The sequence below is a fragment of the Prescottella sp. GW823-FHT02E09 genome, from assembly GCF_058797375.1.
This window is the reverse complement of record NZ_JBXAJP010000003.1, coordinates 450,103-472,527: the sequence shown is the minus strand read 5'-3', so window position 1 is coordinate 472,527 and position 22,425 is coordinate 450,103. Positions and strand designations below refer to the sequence as shown.

At 68.0% G+C, this 22,425-nt stretch carries 16 protein-coding genes; 8 read left to right on the top strand and 8 right to left on the bottom strand.

Annotated features, from left to right (window positions below; genetic code table 11):
* Positions 1-11: 11 nt before the first annotated feature.
* From AC1RIF_RS09920 to AC1RIF_RS09905, 4 genes are read left to right on the top strand one after another with little or no spacing between them, the layout of a single operon-like run.
* On the top strand, positions 12-1,007 hold the full coding sequence (locus AC1RIF_RS09920) for a branched-chain amino acid ABC transporter permease (protein WP_492601179.1): 996 nt from the start codon (positions 12-14) through the stop codon (positions 1,005-1,007).
* Positions 1,004-1,780, top strand: a complete 777-nt coding sequence (locus AC1RIF_RS09915; protein ID WP_492601178.1) for an ABC transporter ATP-binding protein — start codon at positions 1,004-1,006, stop codon at positions 1,778-1,780. The genes AC1RIF_RS09920 and AC1RIF_RS09915 overlap by 4 nt, the downstream gene beginning before the upstream one ends.
* Positions 1,777-2,490, top strand: a complete 714-nt coding sequence (locus tag AC1RIF_RS09910) for an ABC transporter ATP-binding protein (protein WP_492601177.1) — start codon at positions 1,777-1,779, stop codon at positions 2,488-2,490. The genes AC1RIF_RS09915 and AC1RIF_RS09910 overlap by 4 nt, the downstream gene beginning before the upstream one ends.
* A 5-nt stretch (positions 2,491-2,495) precedes the next feature.
* The gene (locus AC1RIF_RS09905) at positions 2,496-4,142 is read left to right on the top strand and encodes a class I adenylate-forming enzyme family protein (protein WP_492601176.1); all 1,647 of its coding nucleotides are present in this window, start codon (positions 2,496-2,498) and stop codon (positions 4,140-4,142) included.
* Here the strand turns inward: AC1RIF_RS09905 and uca are convergent.
* From uca to ramB, 7 genes are all read right to left on the bottom strand, one after another.
* The gene (uca, locus tag AC1RIF_RS09900) at positions 4,132-7,719 is read right to left on the bottom strand and encodes an urea carboxylase (RefSeq protein WP_492601175.1); all 3,588 of its coding nucleotides are present in this window, start codon (positions 7,717-7,719) and stop codon (positions 4,132-4,134) included. The two genes, AC1RIF_RS09905 and uca, sit on opposite strands and share 11 nt — an antisense overlap.
* A gap of 59 nt (positions 7,720-7,778) precedes the next feature.
* Positions 7,779-8,471 carry an urea ABC transporter ATP-binding subunit UrtE gene (gene urtE, locus AC1RIF_RS09895; RefSeq protein WP_492601174.1) on the bottom strand — a complete coding sequence of 231 codons (693 nt, stop codon included), beginning with the start codon at positions 8,469-8,471 and terminating at the stop codon, positions 7,779-7,781.
* A gap of 2 nt (positions 8,472-8,473) precedes the next feature.
* Complete coding sequence (urtD, locus tag AC1RIF_RS09890) at positions 8,474-9,277, bottom strand: urea ABC transporter ATP-binding protein UrtD (RefSeq protein ID WP_492601173.1); 804 nt, start codon at positions 9,275-9,277, stop codon at positions 8,474-8,476.
* Positions 9,274-10,371: an urea ABC transporter permease subunit UrtC gene (gene urtC, locus AC1RIF_RS09885; protein WP_492601172.1), complete on the bottom strand. Its 1,098-nt coding sequence runs from the start codon at positions 10,369-10,371 to the stop codon at positions 9,274-9,276. Before urtC ends, urtD begins: the two co-directional genes overlap by 4 nt.
* Entirely contained in the window at positions 10,368-11,252 is an 885-nt protein-coding gene (urtB, locus tag AC1RIF_RS09880) for an urea ABC transporter permease subunit UrtB (protein WP_492601171.1), read from the bottom strand. Before urtB ends, urtC begins: the two co-directional genes overlap by 4 nt.
* A 39-nt stretch (positions 11,253-11,291) precedes the next feature.
* On the bottom strand, positions 11,292-12,560 hold the full coding sequence (gene urtA / locus AC1RIF_RS09875; RefSeq protein WP_492601170.1) for an urea ABC transporter substrate-binding protein: 1,269 nt from the start codon (positions 12,558-12,560) through the stop codon (positions 11,292-11,294).
* A gap of 210 nt (positions 12,561-12,770) precedes the next feature.
* Positions 12,771-14,180 carry an acetate metabolism transcriptional regulator RamB gene (gene ramB / locus AC1RIF_RS09870; RefSeq protein WP_492601169.1) on the bottom strand — a complete coding sequence of 470 codons (1,410 nt, stop codon included), beginning with the start codon at positions 14,178-14,180 and terminating at the stop codon, positions 12,771-12,773.
* Between the two features lie 611 nt (positions 14,181-14,791).
* On the opposite strand from ramB, the gene AC1RIF_RS09865 reads away from it, so the two are divergent.
* From AC1RIF_RS09865 to metE, 4 genes are all read left to right on the top strand, one after another.
* On the top strand, positions 14,792-15,637 hold the full coding sequence (locus AC1RIF_RS09865) for a hypothetical protein (protein WP_492601168.1): 846 nt from the start codon (positions 14,792-14,794) through the stop codon (positions 15,635-15,637).
* 439 nt (positions 15,638-16,076) lie between these two features.
* Positions 16,077-17,366 (top strand): isocitrate lyase, encoded by a 1,290-nt coding sequence (gene aceA, locus AC1RIF_RS09860; protein WP_225018995.1) that lies wholly within the window; start codon positions 16,077-16,079, stop codon positions 17,364-17,366.
* 91 nt (positions 17,367-17,457) lie between these two features.
* The gene (locus AC1RIF_RS09855; protein WP_492601167.1) at positions 17,458-18,354 is read left to right on the top strand and encodes a 3-hydroxybutyryl-CoA dehydrogenase; all 897 of its coding nucleotides are present in this window, start codon (positions 17,458-17,460) and stop codon (positions 18,352-18,354) included.
* Positions 18,355-18,469: 115 nt separating this feature from the next.
* Positions 18,470-20,758, top strand: a complete 2,289-nt coding sequence (gene metE, locus AC1RIF_RS09850; protein WP_492601166.1) for a 5-methyltetrahydropteroyltriglutamate--homocysteine S-methyltransferase — start codon at positions 18,470-18,472, stop codon at positions 20,756-20,758.
* 84 nt (positions 20,759-20,842) lie between these two features.
* On the opposite strand, the gene AC1RIF_RS09845 is transcribed toward metE, so the two are convergent.
* Positions 20,843-22,399, bottom strand: a complete 1,557-nt coding sequence (locus tag AC1RIF_RS09845; protein ID WP_492601165.1) for an endoglycoceramidase I — start codon at positions 22,397-22,399, stop codon at positions 20,843-20,845.
* Positions 22,400-22,425: the final 26 nt, after the last annotated feature.

Here is a 22,425-nt window from a genome sequence, read left to right as displayed (position 1 = left end):
CGGCTCGATCCGTGCGGACCAACCGCTCACTGAAGAACATCGCCGTCGAGGTGGGGATCACCATCGCGGTGGTCGCCGGGGTGCTGCTGTGGATGGGCCCGAGCCTGTACCGACAGGACCTGGTGTTCCTCGCGGCCACGTACTCCCTGATCGCGCTCGGCATGTACATCCCGTTCGTGATGGCCGGGTCGCTGTCGATGGCCTACAGCGCGTACGCCGCGATCGGCGCGTACGCAGTCGCCCTGATCTCGGTCGAGACCGGGTTGTCGATGTGGTGGGGCTGGGTGATCGGCTCCCTCGTGGCCGCGGTGGTCGCGGTGATCCTGGCGCTCGCGACGCAGAAGCTGTCCGGCTTCTACCTTGCCGCGGTGACGCTGCTGTTCGGAATCGCGTTCGAGCACTGGCTGATCGACGGTCCCACGTTCACCGGCGGTTCGGCAGGCATCTCGGGCGTCGAGGCACTCACCCTGTTCGGCCGGCAGCCGCCGCGGTACACGCTCGTCGTGCTCGCGATCCTGTTCGTCTGCGCGATCGCGGTGATCGTCGACCGGCTCCGCAAGTCGGTGTGGGGTCTGACGCTGCGCGCGGCCCGCGACAACAAGAACGCCGCCCGGTCGTCCGGGGTGAACCCCGCACACCTGACGGTGGTCGCGCTGGCCATCGGTGCTGCGATCGCGTCTACCGGTGGTTCGCTGTTCACCGTCTCGGTGCAGGCCGTCACGCCCGAGACCTTCACGCTGAGCATCGTGTTCCTGGCGATCTTCATGCCGATCATCGGTGGTCGCAACAGCGCGTGGGGCGCTCCGCTCGGTGCACTGATCGTGGTGATCGTGACCCTCAACATGCCCGGCTACCAGGGCAGCGGTGAGTTGCTGCTGGCGATCGCGGTGCTGCTGATCCTGGTCATCGCCCCGGGTGGTGTGATCGGTTGGATCTCTGCCGCATTCGGTCGGCTCACCGGTTCGACGAAGTCCGGCTCGGTCGGGGAAGGAAGTGATCGTTCATGACCGGCAGCACGTTGCTCGAGGTCTCCGGGCTCACCAAGAACTACGGTGGCGTCCGCGCCGTCGACAACGTCTCGTTCACCGTCGCGCCCGGCGAGGTCGTCGGGCTCGTCGGCCCCAACGGTGCCGGGAAGACCACGCTGGTGGACTGCATCTTCGGCACGCAGAGGGCCGACGCCGGCACGGTCACGCTGGCCGGTCGGACGCTGACCGGCGCCAGTGAGAAGCGGGCGCGGCAGGGGCTGTCACGCACCTTCCAGCACCCGCAGCTGGCACTGGAGCTCAGTGCGGTCGAGAACATCGTCCCCGCGCTGTACGGACGGCGGATGAGCTCGCCGCTGCACTCGCTGTGGTGGGCGCTCAAGGGGCCGTTCGAGAACTGGGACGCCACCGCCGACCGGGCCCGGGCGGTTGCGCACGAGTACGCGATCGACGACACCACCAGCGAGTGCGGCGAACTGAGCCTGGGTGGGCAACGTCTGGTCGAGGTGGCGCGCGCGATGGCGACCGACCCGCAGGTGCTGCTGCTGGACGAGCCGTTCGCGGGTGCGGACCACACCGGCATCGCGGCGATCGCCGGCGCGGTGCGCAAGATCCAGGCGCAGGGTCGCGGCGTGGTGCTGGTCGACCACAACGTCGACCTCATCGCCGAGCTCGCGACGACCGTCGTGCTGCTGGACTTCGGCGCGGTCGCCTTCCACGGCGCACCCGCCGAATGTCTCGCGAGCGACGCGATGCGTGAGGTGTACTTCGGGGCAGGAGAGGAAAACTCATGACCACGCTCGACGTGAAGGACCTGCGGGTCCGGTACGGCTCGGCCGTCGCGGTCGACGGCGTCTCGTTCACGGCCCCTCCGGGCACGGTGACCGCGATCGTCGGCCCCAACGGTGCGGGCAAGTCCAGTCTGTTCGGGGCCGTCTACGGCTCGGTGCGGGGGACCGGCGAGGTGTCGGTGGACGGTCGTCGTGTCGACTCGATGTCGGCGCTGCAGCGGGTGCGGGAGGGTTTCGCCTACGTCCCGCAGGGCCGGCAGCTGTTCATGAAGATGTCGGTGCTGGAGAACCTTCAGGTGGGCGCCGATCTGCAGGGCCTGAAGAAGGATGCGATCGAGTCGGCGTTCGAGCGGTTCCCGGTCTTGCGTGAACGTGCGCGCAGCTACGCGGGTGTGCTGAGCGGCGGCGAGCAGCAGATGCTGGTGCTCGGCCGGGCACTGCTGTCGACGCCGAAGGTCCTGCTGCTCGACGAGATGATGACCGGTCTCGCTCCGAAGATCGTCGCCGAACTGCGTGCGCTCGTGGGTGATCTCGCCGCGGCGGGCGTCACGGTGCTGGTGGCCGAGCCCGCGCTCGCGGCGCTCGAGTCGGTGGTGCAGCGCGGCTACGTCATGCAGCGCGGCCGGATCATCGACACCCGGTCCGATGCCGGCTCGCTCGACGCCGCCTACAAGCAGTCGATGGGCGTCCTGGAAACGACGGTGGGAAAGTGAGCTCGATGGGGAACAGCACCACGACACTCGACATCGCGGTCGGCGACTTCGCCACCGCGCCCGAGAAGTTCGCCGACCTCGGCATCAGTGAGCTCGTGCGGCACTGGGCGCTCACCATCCCGGACCACCTCGCGTTCATCACACCCGACGCCCGCGTCTCGTGGGCCGTTTACGACGCGACCGCCGACCGGATCGCGTCCGCGTTGTCGGCGCTGGCCGAGCGCGACGGCGAGGGCGAACCCGGCGCGGTCGCGCTGTACCTGCCCGACACCATGGTCTTCCACGCCGCACTGTGCGCCGCATCCCGGACCGGCCGAATCGCCGTCGGCATCGGATCGCGTTCGGGGATCAAGGAGGTGGCGCACCTGACGACGCGTGCCGACTGCCGGGTCCTGATCACCGCGCGCACGATGCGCGGCCAGGACACCGCCCCGCTGGTCGCCGAACTGCGTGCGCGCACCGGCGGCCCCGAGTACGTGGTCTACGTCGACGACCTGGGGTCCGTCGAGGTCGAGGACGCCACCGGGACGCCGATCGCGGTGACCGACCGGCGGTTCGATGCGACCAGTCCGCGTTTCGGTATCCGGGACGTGTCGATGCTCAACTCCACGTCCGGCACCACCGGGCTGCCGAAGCTGGTGACCCAGACCGAGCACCGCTGGATCGCCTTCTCGGAGGTGGCGCGGCGCGCGGGCAAGATCACCGGCGACGACGTCTTCTTCGGCGCGGTCCCGGCACCGTTCGGGTTCGGCCTGTGGACGTCGCACTTCCTGCCGGCGCTGCTCGGCGCACCCAATGTGGTGCTCGAGCGATTCAGTGCGGACACGATGATCGACCTGCTCGAGCGGGAACGGGTGACCGTCTTGAACTGTGTCAGTACGCAGTTCAAGATGCTGCTGCGCTCCGACCGCGGTCGCGAGGCGGACCTGGGTACGCTGCGGGCGATGTTCACCGGTGGTGAGGCGGTGCCGTACTCGGAGGCCCTTGCGTTCGAGGAGCGCACCGGGGCGGCGGTGCTGCAGTTCTACGGCTCCAACGAGACGGGCGCGGTGAGCGTCACCACCGTCGACGACGACGCCGACACCCGCCTGCGCACCTGTGGGTACGTGCTCGACGACATGCGGGTGCGGGTGTTCGACGACGCGGGCATCGAGGTGCTCGGCCACGAGCGCCGCGGCCAGCCCGGGGTGAACGGCCCGCTCATGTGCCACGGCTACTGGGACGACGACGCGGCCAACGCCGAGCTCTACACCGACGACGGCTGGATGCTGCTGGGCGACATCGTCGAGATCGATGCCGCGGGACGCGTCCGGGTCGTCGGCCGCAAGGCGGACATCATCATCCGCGGCGGCAAGAACATCTCGGCGGTCGAGGTCGAGGAGTTCGTGCGCGCCCACCCGGCGATCGCGATGGTGGCCGTGGTCGGTGTGCACGACGCGCTGTTCGGCGAGAAGGTGTGTGCGGTGGTGGTCACCGCCGACGGTGCCGAGCTCACCGCGGCCGAGCTGTCGGCGTGGCTCGCCGGCCAGGGCGTGACCCGCGAGTACATCCCCGAGCACGTCGTCACCGTCGACCAGCTCCCCCTGGCACCCGGTGGGAAGGTCGCCAAGGGAGCGGTCAAGGTCCTCGCCGAGGAGCAGCTCAGCCGATGACGGCCAGCGGAGTGCCGGGCGCCACCTTGTCGCCCGGCTCCGCGAGCACCTGCAGGACGGTGCCCGCCCCGGGGCAGGGCACAGGCATCTCCAGCTTCATCGCCTCGAGGATCACCGCCGGCTGACCGGCCGAGACCTCCTGTCCCGGTGACAGTTCCACTCGCCACACGTTGCCCACCATCGGCGCCTCCACCACGACCGCTCCCGGCGGGAGGTCGAGGGTGGTCGGTGCCGGTTCGGGCGCCGGCGGGGTCTCGGTCCGGTCGAACTCACCGGCCGCGTGCCACACCTGCTTCTCCGTCTCGAAGGCAGCGTTCTGGCGCGCCTCGAACCGTGCGATCGAGTCGGCGTTCGCCTCCAGGAATCGCAGATGGTCGGCCAACGCGAACGTGCCCTCGCTGATGTCGGCGTCGAACCGGCCCGCCCGTGACTCGGCCCGGGCCTCCGTGAGCTGCTCGGGGGTCGCCGGCTCCCACACGATCCGGTCGAAGAACCGGAACAGCCACGGCGTGCCGGGCTCGAACGGTGCACGCTGCCGGTAGCCCGACCAGATCGGCACCGTCCGGCCGATCAACTGGTAGCCGCCGGGCGACTCCATGCCGTACACGCACAGGTACTTGCCGCCGATGCCCACTGCGTCCGACGGCGTCCACGTGCGGGCCGGGTTGTACTTGGTGGTCACCAGGCGGTGCCGCGGATCGAGCGGGACCGCCAGCGGGGCACCGAGATACACGTCGCCGAGGCCGAGTACCAGGTACTCGGCGTCGAACACGGCGTCGCGAACGTCGTCGACGCTGTCGAGTCCGTTGATGCGACGGATGAACTCGGTGTTCGACGGCAGCCACGGTGCGCTCTCACGCACCCCGCTGCGGTAGCGGTCGAGGGCCTCGGCGATGGAGGGATCGTCGAACGAAAGCGGAAGTCGCACGGTTCGGCTCGGGACCACCAGGTCGTGGGTCGCGGGTAGCTGCTCCTCGAGCTCCCGGAGCAGCCCGAGGATCCGGTACTGCGGCAACACCTCGGGGTCGAAGTGCAGGTGCAGCGACCGCACGCCCGGGGTGACGTCGATCAGGCCCGCCACGTGCAGTTGCGCCAGCGCCTCCGACAGCGCATGCACCCGCATCCGCAGGCCCAGGTCGAGCGCCATCGGGCCGTACTCGACGAGGATGTTGTCGTCGCCACCGCGCAGATACGCCACGGCCGGACGGTCGTCGCCCTCACCGGCGCGGGCCAGGACGCCGCCGTCGCCACGCGAGATCCGGACGGCCGGAACATCCTTCGACCGCTCCGCATCCGACCGTCGCAGCGTGTCGGCATCCGCGTCCGGAACCGGCACGAAGCGCACCGCGTCGCCGGGCCGGACCTGCCCCATCTTCCACCGGTGCGCGCTCACCACCGTGAGCGGACACGCGAACCCGCCGAGGCTGGGCCCGTCCGGACCCAGCAGGATCGGGGTGTCGCCGGAGACGTTGAGGGCACCTACGCTGTACGGGTTGTCGTGCAGATTCGACGGATGCAACCCGGCCTCGCCGCCGTCGGGGCGTGACCACGTGGGCTTGGGCCCGTCGAGTCGGATGCCGGTGCGGTTCGCGTGACTCGCAACGGTCCAGGCGGTGCCGTAGAACTCCGTCATGTCCGCGTCGGTGAAGTACGACGGTGAGGGCTGCGGCCCCTCGGTGACCGCGAGATGCCAGGTGTGGGTGAACTCGGGGCGGGATCCCGGCGGTACGGGCGCCGGGTCGGTGTGGGCATCGTTGGCGTCCAGGATGCCCAGCACGTCCCCGGCCGCGACGGCCTTGCCTGTGACGCCGCCGAAGCCGCCGAGCGTGAACGTCGACGCGCTGCAGTGGAACAGCGGGGCGTCCAGTCCACCGCGCACCGCGAGGTACGTGCGCAGGCCGGTGTCGGCGGGCGAGCCGATGTCGAGGGTCGCGCCCGCTGTGATCGTCACGGGTTCCCACATCGGCACGGCAAGCCCATCGACGGTCACCGGAACGTCGGCGCCGGTGATGCACACGGTCGCCGGCACGGAGAACACGAGCCGCGGGCCCTGCAGCGTGCACTCGAGTCCGGGCGCGCCGACCGGATTGCCGACCGCGGTGTTGGCGAGCGCGAAGGACAGGTCGTCCATCGGTCCCGACGGCGGAATACCCACCTCCCACAGCCCGATCCGGCCCGGGAGGTCCTGCACCGTGGTCATCGTCCCGGCGCGCTGCACGTCGATGCGGGGCCCGGTCGAAGGCACGTCCGCGAGGGACGCGGTGGTGTACTCGGTGATCGGCGCGGCGCAGACGTGGCGCAGCTGCGGCAGATTGGTCTGCACGCCGTACAGGTGTGTCGCGGCGAGGGCCGCGCCGAGCGACTCGAACGCGTCCTCGCGCGTGGTGCCCCGGGTGACGATCTTCGCGAGCATCGGGTCGTAGTGGGTGCTCACTTCGCTGCCGGTGTCGACCCACGTCTCGATCCTGGCGGCGCCGGGGAACTCGACCGCGGTGAGAGTGCCGGCGCTCGGGCGGTAGTCGTGGCCGGGATCCTCGGCGTACACGCGGGCCTCGACGGCGTGCCCGCTGATCGCCGGGCCCGAGTCGGGCAGCCCGTCGAGCATCTGCGTGTCGCCGGCTGCCAGCCGCAGCATCCACTCCACCAGGTCGACGCCGGTGACCTCCTCGGTGACCGGATGTTCCACCTGCAGGCGGGTGTTCATCTCCAGGAACGAGGCCTCGCCGAGGTCCACGTCGTACACGAACTCGACGGTGCCTGCGGAGCGGTAGCGCACCGACGACGCGAGTTCGCGCGACGACCGCAGCAGGCGGTCCACCACGTGGTCGGGAAGGCCCGATGCCGGCGCCTCCTCGATCACCTTCTGGTTGCGTCGCTGGAGCGAGCAGTCGCGGGTGCCGAGGCTCAGTGTCCGGCCGCTGCCGTCACCGAACACCTGGACCTCGATGTGCCGGGCGCGGGCGACGAAACGCTCCAGGAACACGCCCGACGACGAGAAGTTCGCTGCCGCGACGCGTTGCACCGTCTCGTAGGCCCCGCGAAGCGCAGCCGGGGTGAAGCACGCCTGCATGCCGATGCCGCCGCCCCCGCCGACTGCCTTGAGCATCACCGGGTAGCCGATGCGCTCGGCCTCGGCCAGCGCGTCGTCCATCGTCGCGAGCAGCCCGCTGCCCCGAACGAGGGGCACTCCGACGGCCCGTGCTGCCTCCCGGGCGGTGTGCTTGTTGCCGAACACCCGCAGCTGGTCCGGGGTGGGGCCCACGAACACGACACCGGCCTGCTCGGCTGCAGCCGCGAATTCGGCGTCCTCCGAGAGGAACCCGTAGCCGGGATGGATGGCGCCCGCGCCGCTCGCCAGGGCTGCGGCGATCACCAGATCGGTGCGCAGGTACGACTCGGCGGCGGGTGCCGGGCCGAGCCGGACGGCGGCGTCGGCCATCTCGACGTGCCTCGCGGACGCGTCGGCGTCGGAGTACACGGCGACGGTCTTGAGTCCGAGCGTGCGTGCGGATCGCATGATGCGGCAGGCGATCTCGCCGCGGTTGGCGACGAGGAGGGTGTCGAAGCCGTGTGACACGGGAGGGCTCCTTCGATCGGGTTCGGGGAAGTGGCTCGGGCGGGTCGTCGGACGGCCGGTCAGATGGCCATCGCGGTGCGCACGACGGATTCGGCGCCGGCGCCACCCGCCCCGGTGGAGGTGACGCGACCGGACTCGAGAATGTAGTAGCGCTCGGCCGACTGCAGTGCGAAACCGATGTGCTGCTCCACCAGCAGGACTCCGAGATCGCCCCGTCGGGTGAGTTCGACGATCGCGGCCTCGATCTCGGCGACCACCGACGGCTGGATACCTTCGGTGGGCTCGTCGAGCACCAGTACGCGTGGCTCGGTGATGAGGGCCCGGGCGATCGCGAGCTGCTGCCGCTGGCCGCCGGACAGCAACCCGGCCCGGCGGCCCAGCAGCGATTCGAGCGCGGGGAACAGGGCGAGCTGCTGCTCGATCAGGGCCTTGCCGCGCTTGCGCCCGTCGGCCACCACCTGCAGGTTCTCGGCGCACGTGAGCTGCCCGAACGACTGCTGCCCCTGCGGGACGTAGGCGAGTCCGCGGGCGACCCGGGCGCTGGGACGCAGCCGCGTGATGTCCTCGCCGTCCAGCAGGACCTTGCCCGACGTGGTCTTCGCGAGCCCGACGGCGGCTCGCAACAACGTCGTCTTGCCGGCGCCGTTGTGGCCCATCACGGCCGCGACCCCGTCGGCGGGCACGGACACCGACGCGCCGTGAATGATCTCGGTGCGGCCGTATCCGGTCCGGATGTCGATGAGCTCCAGCATGATCAGGCCTCCTCGAGAACGTCGACGGCCGCGGTGGTACCCAGGTACACCTGCTGCACCATCGGATCGGCCTGGATCTCCTCGACGCTGCCGTCGGCGATCACCTTTCCGCGGGCCAGCACCGTCACCGATGTCGCGAACGCCCGCATGAAGTCCATGTCGTGCTCGACCACGACGACGGTGCGTTCACCGCCGATGCGGCGCAGCAGGTTTCCGGTCTCCTCGCGCTCGTCGTGGCTCATCCCGGCCACCGGCTCGTCGAGCAGCAGCACGTCGGCGTCCTGCACCAGCAGCATGCCTATCTCGAGCCACTGCTTCTGGCCGTGTGCGAGGATCCCGGCCTTGCGGTCCCGCAGGTGGGTCAGGCCGATCGTCTCGAGGGCCTCCTCGATCTGCGGCAGGACAGCCCTGCGGCGACGCAGCAGCGTCAGCGCCGATCGTCCTGCTCCCGCCGCGATGTCGAGGTTCTGCAGCACCGTGAGCTCCTCGAACACCGACGCCGTCTGGAAGGTGCGGCCCACGCCCAGCCGGGCGATCCTGTGCACCTTCTGTCCGAGCAACTCGACGCCGGACTTGACGACCGAACCGGTGGCCGGAACCAGGCCGGTGACGGCGTCGACGAGGGTGGTCTTGCCGGCGCCGTTGGGGCCGATGAGGAACCGCAGATCCCCCTGCATGAGGGTGAGATCCACGCCGTCGACGGCGGTGAACCCGTCGAACGTGACCTGCAGGTCTCGGATCTCGAGGTACTGGCTGGACATCCCGGCGTTGCCGCCGAGTTCCGGTTGGTGACGGGTGAGGTTCATCGCGCGGCCTCCATCTCGCGGGCGGGTTCGGATTCGGGATCCGGCGGGGGCGTGGTGACGAGGGTGCGACGCCGCAGCAACGTCGCGACACCGGCGATACCGGCGGGGAAGAAGCCGATCACGACGATGAACAGCAGGCCCTGCGCGTACGTCCAGGCGGACGGGAAGTTCTCGGACAGGGTGGTCTGCGCCCACGCGACACCGATCGCGCCGAGCACCGGGCCCAACAGCGTGGTGCGGCCGCCGATCGCGACACCGATCAGGAACGCGATCGAGGGAACGATGCCGACGTCGGCGGGTGAGATGATGCCGACGATCGGCACGAACAGCGCGCCCGCGATGCCCGCGAAGGACGCGGCGACCGTGTAGGCGACAACCTTGATGTTCGCGGGGTCGTAGCCGAGGAACCGGACCCGCTCCTCCTGGTCGCGGACCGCGACCAGCAATTCGCCGTAGCGCGAGTTCATCAGCTGCCGGGTGAGGGCGACCACCACCAGCAGCACCGCGGCCGCGATGAAGAACAGCATCCGCTTGTTCGCCGGATCGGACAGGTTGAAGCCGAAGAAGGTGCGGAAGCGGTTGAGTCCGTTCGATCCTCCGATCGACAGCTGGCCGATCAGCAGGATCGCGAATGCCGCCGCGAGGGCCTGCGACAGGATCGCGAAGTACGCGCCCTTGACCCGCCGCTTGAACACCCCGATCCCCAGCAGGAACGCGACCAGGGCCGGCACGACGAGGATCGCGGCAATGGTGGTGAACGGCGAGGTGAAGGGCAACCAGTAGCCGGGCAGTTCACCGATACCGGCGATCTGCATGAAGTCCGGCACCGCATCACCGCGCAGTTCGGCGTCGGCGATCTCGAGGTGCATCGCCATGATGTACGCGCCGAGACCGAAGAACACACCCTGCCCCAGCGTGAGCATTCCGCCACGGCCCCAGGCCAATCCGATGCCGACCGCGACGATCGCGAAGCACAGGAACTTGGCCAGCAGGTTGAGGCGGAAATCGGAGAGCAGCGCCGGCGCGCCGGCGAACAGCGTGACCGCCGCGACGGCGAATCCTACCCAGGCCCGGTAGCGACTGAGCACGGTCATACGAGGCTCCTTGTCCTGGCGACGAACAGCCCCTGCGGGCGAATCTGCAGGAAGACGACGATGAGCACGAACACGATCACCTTCGCGATCGACGCGGTGGTGGAGTACTCGATGAACGAGTTGAGGATCCCCAGTGCGAAGGCCGCGACCACCGCGCCGGACAGGCGGCCCAGACCGCCGATCACGACGACGAGGAACGCATCGATCAGATACGATTGCCCGATCGTCGGGCTGGTGGATCCGATCAGCGTCAATGCCACCCCGGCGACGCCGGCCAGTCCGGATCCGATGAAGAATGTCGTGACATCGGTACGGCGCGAAGAGATTCCACTGGTCTCCGCGAGGTCGCGGTTCTGGACCACCGCGCGGATCCGACGCCCCGTCGACGTCTTCGCCAACGCGAACGACAGCACCGCGACCGCGACGATCGCGAGCACCAGTATGAAGATGCGGGTCTTGGGTACCACCGCCCCGAGGATCTCGATGCCGCCCGAGAGCCACGACGGTGCGACGACGTTGACGGCGGGGGCACCGAAGATGTCGCGCGCGAGCTGCTGCAGCACCAGGCCGACGCCGAACGTCACGAGCAGTGTGTCCAGCGGTCGGTGGTACATCCGCCTGATCAGGGTGGCCTCGAGCACCACACCCATCAGGCCGCCCACCACGAAGCCGACCACCAGTGAGATCAGCAGTGAGGCTCCGGCGCTCGAAATGACCTGCTGCACCACGTATGCCGTGTAGGAACCGGCCATGATGAACTCGCCGTGGGCCATGTTGATCACGCCCATCTGTCCGAACGTCAGCGACAGCCCCAGTGCCGCCAACAGCAGGATCGACCCGATACTCAGGCCTGTGAACAGCTGCCCGATCACGACATCCATCGGTGCTCGCCCTCCCTCGTCGTCGTTGTGATTCGCGAGCTAGCTACCGGAGCCGGACAGACCCTTCGCCCAGTCGTAGCTCTCGAGGTAGGGGTCCGGCTGGATCGGGCCGTCGGACTCCCAGACGGTGTAGATCAGGCCGTCGTCGCGGATCTCGCCGATGCGGGCGGTCTTGGTGATGTGGTGGTTGTCGCCGTCGATGGTGACCGGCCCCTCGGGGGCCGCGAAGGTGACGCCGTCGGCGGCGGACTGGATGTCGGCCACCGCGAACGAATTCGCCTTCTCCACAGTGTTCTTCCACAGGTACACCGACGTGTAGGTGGCCTCCATCGGGTCGGACGTCGGCTTGTTCGCTCCGTACTTCGCCTTGTAGGCGTCGACGAACTTCTTGTTCTCCGGGGTGTCGACGGTCTGGTAGTAGTTCCAGGCAGTGAGCTGGCCGGCGATGTTCTGGGCGCCGATGCCGCCTACCTCCTCCTCGGCGATCGAGACCGAGATCACCGGCATGTCAGCGGCTTCGAGCCCGACGTTGGAGTACTCGCGGAAGAAGGCGACGTTGGAGTCGCCGTTGAGGGTGTTGAACACCGCGTCGGCGTCGGCGGTGCGGACCTTGTTGACGATGGTGGAGAAGTCGGTGGACCCGAGCGGCGTGTAGTCCTCGCCCTTGATCTCGATACCGTTGGCCGCGGCGTACGCCTTGATGATGCGGTTCGCGGTCTGCGGGAACACATAGTCGCTGCCCACCAGGTAGAGCGACGTGACGCCCTTCTCCTTCAGATAGTCCAGCGCCGGCACGATCTGCTGGTTCGTGGTCGCGCCCGTGTAGAAGATGTTGGGCGAATCCTCGAGGCCCTCGTACTGGACGGGGTAGTAGAGCAGGGAGTTGTTGTCCTCGAACACCGGCAGCATCGCCTTGCGGCTCGACGACGTCCAGCCGCCGAAAACGGCTGCGACACAGTCACTGCTGATGAGCTTCTCGGCCTTCTCCGCGAACACGGTCGGCTCCGACGCACCGTCCTCGGCGACGATCTGGATCTTCTTGCCCAGTACGCCGCCGGCGTTGTTGATCTCCTCGACCGCGAGTGCGATCGAATCGCGGACGGTGACCTCGCTGATCGCCATCGTGCCGGACAGCGAATTGAGTGAACCGACCTTGACCGTGTCACCGGAGGTGTCGACACAGGAGGCCGCGGAGGTGCTGCCGCCGGCGGACGTGTCCGACGCCTTGCTGCCGCAGCCGGTCAGAACCAGACCGAACGCCGCGAGCGCAGCGGGGGCGGCGAGGGTGCGCTTGGAGAACGTAGGCATGAACGAGCCTTTCCGTCGAAAGAGGTGACGCCGAGCTGTCCCGAAGAGGTGCGAATACCGCGCGGTATCCGTGATCGCACACGGTAGGCGGAAGTTGTTGCGCCGGAATGTCTGTCGGTGACGAGTTCGTGTCGGGTGTTACGCCCGCATGAACAGCTGCTCACACGGCCTGACGGAAACGGCCGTGCGAGTGGGAAGTGCGCTGGTAGATCAGCGAATCGTGTACGGAGACACCGAGCTGCGGTGCTCGTTGATGTCGAGTTCCTTGCCGAGCGGGGGGAACGCACGCTGTGGGCAGTTCATCCGCTCGCACACGCGGCAGCCCGCGCCGATCGGTGTCGCGGTGTCGCCACCGAGATCGAGGCCGTCCGCGTAGACGACGCGCGGCGCGTGCCGTAGCTCGCAGCCGAGGCCGATCGCGAACGTCTTGCCCGGCTGGCCGTAGCGCGACGCGCGACGCTCGACCGTGCGGGCCACCCAGAGGTAGTTTCGGCCGTCGGGCATCTGCGCGATCTGCGTCATGATCTTGCCGGGATACGCGAAGGTCTCGTACACGTTCCACAGCGGACACGTGCCACCGCTGGACGAGAAGTGGAAACCGGTGGCGGACTGCCGCTTCGACATGTTCCCGGCGCGATCCACCCGGACGAACGACCACGGTACCCCGCGTTGCTTGGGGCGCTGCAGCGTCGACAGCCGGTGGCAGATCGTCTCGTAGCTGATCGCGTAGAACGCGGACAGCCGCTCGATGTCGTAGCGGAAGTCCTCCGCGATCTCGTGGAACTGGCCGTACGGCAGTACCGTCGCGGCCGCGAAGTAGTTGGCCAGACCCAGCATCGCGAGCGAGCGAGCCTCGTCGGAGGTGAAGTTCCCCTCGTCCACCAGCTTGCGCAGCAGGTCTCCGCACTCGAGATACGCCAGTTCGGTCGCGAACTTGAACACCTGCTGGCCGCCCGACAGCGCGGGGGAGATCTCGAGCAGCCTCGTCTCGGGGTCGTACCGGTGCAGCACGTTCTCGCCGAGATCGATGCGGCGCACGATCTGGACGTCGTGCATGTTCTCGAGCCGGCGGGCGATGCCCTCGGCGATGTCGCCGCGGTGGAACCGCATGCGTGCGGTCAGGTCCTCGGCCGCGGTGTCGAGGTCGTGGATGTAGTTCTGCCGCTGATAGAAGTAGTCGCGTACCTCCTCGTGCGGCATCGTGATCGAGCCGCTGCCGCTGCCGTCGCTGTAGCGGTCCTCGGTGGCGGCGGCCAGCTGCGCGGTGGTGTTGCGGTACCGGCGATGCATGTTCACCATCGCCTTCGCCAGCCCGGGATGCGACGACACCATCTCTGCGATCTCCTGGGCGTCCGCGTCGATGCCCATGTCGTCGTCGAGAGCCACCTCCCGCAGCTCGGCGATCAGCCGGGTGTCGTCCTGCGACGAGAAGAACGTGGTGTCGACACCGAACACCTCGCTGATCCGCAACAGCACCGGCACCGTGAGCGGGCGGACGTCGTGCTCGATCTGGTTGAGGTAGCTCGCCGAGATGTCCAGCGTCTTCGCGAGCGCGGCCTGGCTGAGGCCGCGCTCGGTACGGAGCTGTCGCAGACGGGCGCCGACGAAGGTCTTGGACATGTGGCCAGGGTACGAGCGAGATGCTAACCGTGCAAAGGGTCGAGTTAGCAATCGATGGGATTTCGTTGCGGACACGGCGCGGGTTCGGCCGGTGGTTGGCCGGCAGGCGTAATCGGGGGAGGCTGACGTCATGAGTGGGGTGGGAGCAGCGGTGCTGGGTGTCGGCGTCGGGTTTGCGGTGTGGTCGGTGTTCGCGGGTCTGACGTCTGTGGGCGCCCGCCGCCGTGGACAGGGGCGCGTTCCAGCCGCGGTCGCCGGCGTGCTGTTCCCGGTGACGTGGGTGGTTTGGTACATACGCGACGAACTTCCGACCAGGCGGTATACCGACCGAACATGACGTTTCAGGAACAAGTCTTGACATCTCGGTGATCCTGGAAAATGCTGGGCGGCAGCCAAATGCACGTTTTCGTAAAGCATTGGTTGCGAGGCAGTTTGGGTCGGGCGGCGAGGGCCTGCACGTCCTGAGCGGAACGATGTGGACGCCTGCCGCACGATGGGCGTCGACGGCTCACGTCCGCCCCCGTTGAACAGGGCGTGTGCTGCTCCCTGTCCGGAGGCCGAGGTTCCGCGGGTGCGGGGCCGCCACTCGACCAGGTTCGTCTGAGGTCACGATGATCTTTACGTCGAAGCGCCGCTCGCCGAGCGGGCTCGCGCAGCCGTCGCTGCTCTCCCCGCAGTTCTCCGAGGACGGCATTCCGTCGACCGACGCCGCGGCGGGAGCGGGCGACGACGCGGCGGAGCTGAGCGCGGCGTCGGTGACGGCCCGCTGGCTCGTTCTCACCACCGACGTCCACCCACGGTTTGCGCGGGCGCTGCTGCCCGAGTCGTTGGCGGTTCCCGAGCAACCTCGGATCGCAGTGTGGATCGTCGATCCGCTGTCCACGGATTCGAACGAGGTCGAGGACCCGTTCGGTCGTCTGTTCGCCGGGCTGTCGTGCAGCTGTCTGCACCCCGGGAGCGGGCTGGAGAGCGCCTACACGTCCGACATCCTGGTCGGTACACCGATCGAGGATCAGGCGGGCCAGGACATCTTCCGGCTGCCGTCCATTCCGCAGGCACAGCTCGAACTCGTCAACGGTGTGGGCGGCATGAGCTTCGCGATCGCCCCGGCGGACGGCGCCGGTCGAGGAATCGTCGGCACCGTCGACCTCGCCGACTGTGGATCGCAGCGGACGCAGTTGACGCCCGACTGGCTCGCCCACCAGAGCTGGAACGAACAGTTGATTCTGCGGAACGGCGCGGACGCCGGCCCCGACGCGGGTTCCGCTGATTCCGGCGGCCTCGTGCATACCCGGTGGAAGGTGACCCGGCTGTCACCGATCGTGTCGGGGTCGGCCGTCGTCGAATGCGCCGAGTTCGGCCCCCACGCCTACGAGATGACGCCGTCGGCCAGGCCGCTGGACGCCCGCTACGGCTTCGCAAGAGTTTCGATCGTGGTCGGTGAACCGGGTCGGTAGCGACCGCCCGACCCCTTCGGAAGTGTCTGTAACCCTCCGATCCGTTCGTTCCGTCGTACGGAACACCTTCGCAATCCTGTGATTGCCCTCACAGGATTCGCGCCATCGCGGTGAGGGTCACTCGGCGGGGCCGACCTTCACGTGTCCGATTTCACGTCTCCCCAGTTGCCCGGATCCGGCGGCGAAGCCCGAGGTAGATGCCTACTTGCGGGTAACTTCGACGACCTACTCGGCGGTAACCCAAGCAAGTGCTTGGCGCCGTAAAAATTAGCAAGCTTTGCAGATTGAATTGAAAAGCTAGCGAAGATTGGCATTAGCAACAGGTAGACGGCGGTTTTCGTCTGTGCCATTGTCGGTTTGTACATCCGAACGACCTGGCAACGATGTGAAGCAGTACATCCGTACCGGTCGAAGCAGCAGAGAAGAAGTGGAGCTTTCGATGTCGACCACCGGCACCCCGAGGACCGCAGAGCAGATCCAGCAGGACTGGGACACCAACCCCCGCTGGAAGGGCGTCACGCGCAACTACACCGCGGAGCAGGTCGTCAAGCTCCAGGGCACCGTGGTCGAGGAGGCCACGCTCGCTCGCCGCGGCTCGGAGATCCTCTGGGATCTCGTCAACAACGAGGACTACATCAACTCGCTGGGCGCCCTCACCGGCAACCAGGCCGTCCAGCAGGTCCGCGCCGGCCTCAAGGCCATCTACCTCTCCGGCTGGCAGGTCGCCGGTGACGCCAACCTCTCCGGCCACACCTACCCGGACCAGAGCCTGTACCCGGCCAACTCGGTGCCGCAGGTCGTCCGTCGCATCAACAACGCGCTGCTGCGCGCCGACGAGATCGCCAAGGTCGAGGGTGACACCTCGGTCGACAACTGGCTCGCCCCGATCGTCGCGGACGGCGAGGCCGGATTCGGTGGCGCGCTCAACGTCTACGAGCTGCAGAAGGCCATGATCGCGGCCGGTGTCGCCGGTTCGCACTGGGAGGACCAGCTCGCGTCGGAGAAGAAGTGCGGCCACCTCGGTGGCAAGGTGCTCATCCCGACCCAGCAGCACATCCGCACCCTGACCTCGGCTCGCCTCGCGGCCGACGTCGCCGACGTCCCGACGGTCGTCATCGCCCGCACCGACGCCGAGGCCGCCACGCTGCTGACCTCCGATGTCGACGAGCGCGACCGTGAGTTCCTGGACGGCACCCGCACCGCCGAGGGCTTCTACGGCGTCAAGAACGGCATCGAGCCCTGCATCGCCCGCGCCAAGGCCTACGCCCCGTACTCCGACCTCATCTGGATGGAGACCGGTGTGCCGGACCTCGAGGTCGCCAAGAAGTTCGCCGAGGCCGTCCGCAGCGAGTTCCCGGACCAGCTGCTGGCCTACAACTGCTCCCCGTCCTTCAACTGGAAGGCGCACCTGGACGACGCGACCATCGCGAAGTTCCAGAAGGAGCTCGGCGCGATGGGCTTCAAGTTCCAGTTCATCACCCTCGCCGGCTTCCACTCGCTCAACTACGGCATGTTCGACCTGGCGCACGGCTACGCCCGCGAGGGCATGACCGCCTTCGTCGACCTGCAGGAGCGCGAGTTCAAGGCTGCCGAGGAGCGCGGCTTCACCGCCATCAAGCACCAGCGTGAGGTCGGCGCCGGCTACTTCGACAGCATCGCCACCACGGTCGACCCGAACACCTCCACGGCTGCCCTGAAGGGCTCCACCGAAGAGGGCCAGTTCCACTAGGCCCCTCACCCCGAGGGAGGGATCGGTGGGGTGTCCTCCACGCCGATCCCTCCCGAGGGACCCGACCTCCACTATCCGAAAAGGAGCTGACGTGACCAGCGAAAAGATTCAGCGCGTCGGCGTGATCGGCGCCGGCATCATGGGTTCCGGAATCGCCGAGGTGTGCGCCCGTGCACACGTCGACGTGCTGGTGTTCGAGCAGACCCGCGAACTCGCGGCGGCAGGACGCTCGCGCATCCTGCGCTCGCTCGATCGCGGAGTGAGCAGTGGCAAGATCACCGAGCGGGAGCGGGAGCAGGCCGCGTGGCGGCTGCGCTTCACGTCCGACCTCGGCGACTTCGCCGACCGGCAGCTCGTAGTGGAGGCCGTCGTCGAGGACGAGAAGATCAAGAGCGAGATCTTCACCGAACTCGACTCGATCGTGACGGACCCGGACGCGGTGCTCGCGTCGAACACCTCGTCCATCCCGATCATGAAGCTGGGCATCGCCACCAAGGCGCCGGAGCGTGTCATCGGCATGCACTTCTTCAACCCGGTGCCTGTCCTTCCGCTCGTCGAACTGGTCACCACGCTCAAGACCAGCCCCGCGGTGTCGGAGCGGGCGGAGGCCTTCGCGAGCGAGGTGCTCGGCAAGCAGGTCGTGCGTTCGGCGGATCGTTCCGGTTTCGTCGTCAACGCCCTGCTGGTGCCGTACCTGCTCTCCGCGATCCGCATGGTGGAGTCGGGCTTCGCCACCAAGGAAGACGTCGACAAGGCGATGGTGCTCGGATGTGCGCACCCGATGGGTCCGCTCGCGCTGACCGATCTGGTGGGACTTGACACCGTCAAGTCGATCGCCGACTCGATGTACGAGGAGTTCAAGGAGCCGCTGTACTCGGCCCCGCCACTGCTGCTGCGGATGGTCGAGGCAGGGCTCGTCGGCAAGAAGTCGGGTGCCGGCTTCTACGAATACGCCGACAACGGCCGTGTCACCAAAAAGGCAAGCTAGACAGCACTTTACGGCAACACCAGCCCGCTCCTCGGCGCCCGTGCGCCTTGTCCGCACTCTCGGTAACGGACAAGGCGCACGGGCTCGAGGCGCTTGAAGGGAAAGGTCGATCCGCATGTCCGCCGCAAACACCGCCGGGTACGGATCCAGCGTCCTCGGATACCCCCGCATCGGGCCCCGTCGCGAACTCAAGCGGGCCCTCGAGGCCTACTGGCACGGCACCGGAACCAAGGACGAACTCGTCTCCGTCGCACGGGAACTGCAGGAGCAGACCTGGAGCGAGCTGGCCGCCACCGGACTCACACAGGTCCCCGGCAACACGTTCTCGTACTACGACCACGTGCTCGACAACGCGCTGCTGTTCGGCGCGGTCCCCGAGCGTTTCACCCCGCTGCAGGGTGAGCTCGACCCACTCGACTTCTACTTCACGATGGCTCGCGGCCGGCCCGACTTCCCGCCGCTCGAGCTGGTCCGGTTCTTCGGCACCAACTACCACTACCGCCAGCCCGAGCTGGACGAGCGCACCACGTTCGAATTGCATTCGGAGACACTGCTCGACGAGTTCGAGCGGGCCAAGGCGCTCGGTATCGAGCTGCGACCTGTGGTGCTCGGGCCCGTTTCGCTGCTGCTGCTGTCGAAGATCGCGCCCGGATCCACCGAGGACGGGTTCACCACCCTCGATCTACTCGACAAGCTGCTCCCGGAATACGAGAAGCTGTTCGCTCAGTTGGCCAAGGCCGGCGCGACGTGCGTCCAGTTGGACGAGCCGTGCTTCACCGAGGACCGCAGCCCCGAGGAGCTGGCGGCGCTCGGCCGCGCCTACGAGAGTCTCGCGCACGCCCCGCTGCGTCCCCGCATCCTCGTCACCGGACCGTACGGACACCTCGGCGACGCGCTGCCGATCCTGGCCGCCACTCCCGTCGAGGCACTGGGTCTGGACCTGATCAACGGCCGCATCACCGCCGAGGAACTCGCGAAGATTCCCGGAATCAGGCGCAAGCGGATCTACGCCGGCATCGTCGACGGCCGCAACGTGTGGCGTGTCGACCGGTTCAACACCCTGACCTACCTGAATCAGATCAAGGACATCGTCCCGGATCTCGTCGTGTCGACGTCTTGCTCGCTGTTGCACGTCCCGTACGACGTGCTCATGGAGTACGACATGCCCGGTGACGTCGCCGACCGCCTCGCGTTCGCGAAGCAGAAGGTCGGCGAGGTGGTTTCGCTCGCCAAGGCGCTCACCGAGGGGCCGTCGGACCGCTGGCGCAAGAAGCCGACGTCGGTGCACTTCAAGCAGAAGCACGAGGTCCGCGCGCGGGTCAATGCGATCACACCGGCGCACCGGGTCCGCGCACCGTACGAGGAGCGCCGCGTCGCGCAGCAGGCTCGACTGAACCTGCCGCCGGTGCCGGCGACCACACTCGGTTCGTTCCCGCAGACCGACGCGATCCGCCAGGCCCGCTACGACCTGGGTCAGGGGCGTCTCGGCTGGGACGAGTACTACAAGCGCATTCAAGACGAGATCGCCGGCACCATCGCGTTGCAGGAGGACATCGGCCTGGACGTGTTCGTCCACGGCGAGCACGAACGCAACGACATGATCCAGTACTTCGCCGAGTTGCTCGAGGGCTACGCCTTCACCCACAACGGCTGGGTGCAGGCGTACGGATCGCGCTGCACCCGCCCGCCGGTGCTGTACGGCGACGTCCGTCGGCCGAAGCCGATGACGGTGGAGTGGATCTCGTACGCGCAGTCGCTCACCGACAAGCCGGTCAAGGGCATGCTCACCGGTCCGGTCACGATGCTGGCGCGCTCGTTCGTGCGCCAGGACCAGCCGCTGCACGAGACCGCCGACCAGTTGGCGCTCGCGATCCGTGACGAGATCGCCGACCTCGAGGCCGCGGGCATCTCGATCATCCAGGTCGACGAGCCGGCCATCCGGGAACTGTTGCCGCTGCGGGAAACCGGGCGCAAGGAGTACCTGGACTGGGCGGTCGACGCGTTCCGTCTCGCGACGGGCGGCGCCAAGCCGGAGACCCAGATCCACACGCACCTCACGTACTCGGGCCAGCGGTCCGTCGTGGAAGCGATCGAGCGGCTCGACGCCGACGTCACCGCGATCGTGGCGACGCGTTCGATCGGCTGGGTCCTCGACGCGATCAAGGAGAAGGCGCTCACGCACGGCGTCGGACCCGGTGTGTACGAGAGCCGTTCGGCACGGATCCCCGACATCGACGAACTCGACGCCCTGCTCACCGAGGCCGCCGAATCGGTGGACCCCGACCGGCTGTGGGCGAACCCCGACGGCGGGCTCAAGACCCGCCACTACTGGCAGCTCGAGCCGTCGCTACGCAACCTGGTTGCAGCGGCTCGGCGTTTGCGGCGGCGTGCCGAGCAGGGGTAGGCGCGCCGATCGAACAGCGCACCGGGGCCGGACCGTCTGCGGGTCCGGTCCCGGTGCGCTGTGTTCTCGGTGGTGAGGCTGCGGCTAGGACCCGGAACTACCGAGTGAACCGGTGCTGGACGCGCCGATGCTGCCCAGCGAGCCGGAGCTACCGGAACTGCCGGAACTGCCGGAACTGCCGGACGAACTCGTGCTGATCGGGCCGTCCGGGACCTCCGCGCCCGGTGAGCCGGGTCGGTTGATCTTCACGGTCACCGGCTCGTTGCCGGTGGCCACGACGGTCACGATCCGGGCGCCCTCCGCGGATGTGACGGATCCGCCGTCCACCTGCACCTCGTAGCCGTCGGGATAGTGCAGGTCGGAGACGTAGATCTCGGTGGGCCGCGTCGCCGCCCGCGGCGTGTACCGGTAGGCGAAGTCGCCGTTGTCGGCGTCGAAGATCATCCGGCCGGGGTCGCCCGCTGTGGCCTGCGGGTAGGTGCGGACGAGCTGCCGGCCGGCGTCGCCGAGGAACGGATCGGTGACGTTCCCGGCCCCGAAATGCCAGTACTGCCAGCCGATGAACCGTTCGTCGGCGCGCGCCAGGGTGTTCTTCAGCACGGTCGGATCGCCGTCGCCGAACTCGGTCACCACGGTGGGGATGTTCGCGCGTTCGGTGACCGCGTCGATGTTGGACCACGTGAGATCCTGCTGCGGAACGCACAGGGCGCGTAAGGCTTGGGGAAGCCCGAGGTAGATCGCGAGCTGGCTGGGGATGCAGTAGTCGTGCGGCGCGAAGACCGTGTCGGGGCCGGCGACAGCTGGTGTCACAGGCGGGTTGAACAGGTTCGACGGCATCATCTGGTTCCACGTGACGTTCGGTTCCCAGTACACGGGAATCGACGGGTTCTCCGCGCGGACGGCGTCCGTCAGCTTCTGCATCGCGCCCTGGTACTTGCGGTCGAAGTCGGGGCAGCCGTTGGGGAAGCACGTCAGGAAGGGTGAACCGGGCCAGGGCTCGTTCATGAGTTCGATGCCCATCACTCCGGGCTTTCCCTCCACGCGGGCTGCCAGCGCACCGAGCGCGGTGCCGAGGTAGTCCAGCGCACCGTGGGTGTTGTTCCAGACCTCGTCCCAGCCCACGTTCATGCTCGGCATCAGGTTGTAGAGGGGGAAGCCGGGATTCGGTTCCCATGCGGCAGGACGGGATTCGATCGACCACGCGGGGAAGCCGTTGCCGCCCCACACCTTCGACAGGCCGTCCTGATGGTTGTCGAGCAGCACGTAGATGCCGCGGGAGGTGAGGGTGTCGACGACCCCGGTGATCCTGTCGAGGTATGCCTCGTCGATCTGCCCGCGCTGGGGCATCAACGCGTCGAACGACGTTCCGAGTCGGACGGTGTTGAAACCGTGCTCGACGAGAATGTCGACGTCTCCGGTGGTGAGCGTCGCACCCGCGGGCAGGTACGGCGGATCCTTGTCGACGTTGTTGACACCGTGCAGCAGGACCGTGCGCCCGTGGCCGTCGACGAGCTGCTTCCCCGCGGCCTGCAGCGCCGTGAGAGGTGTCGACGGTGGTTGCGCGGTGGCGGTGCCGGCCGAAGTGAGGAAGAGCGCGCACGCCGCGACGGCCGCCGCGAACGCTGAGCCAGGTTTACACATTCGATCCCTCGGTTCACGTCGGGGGA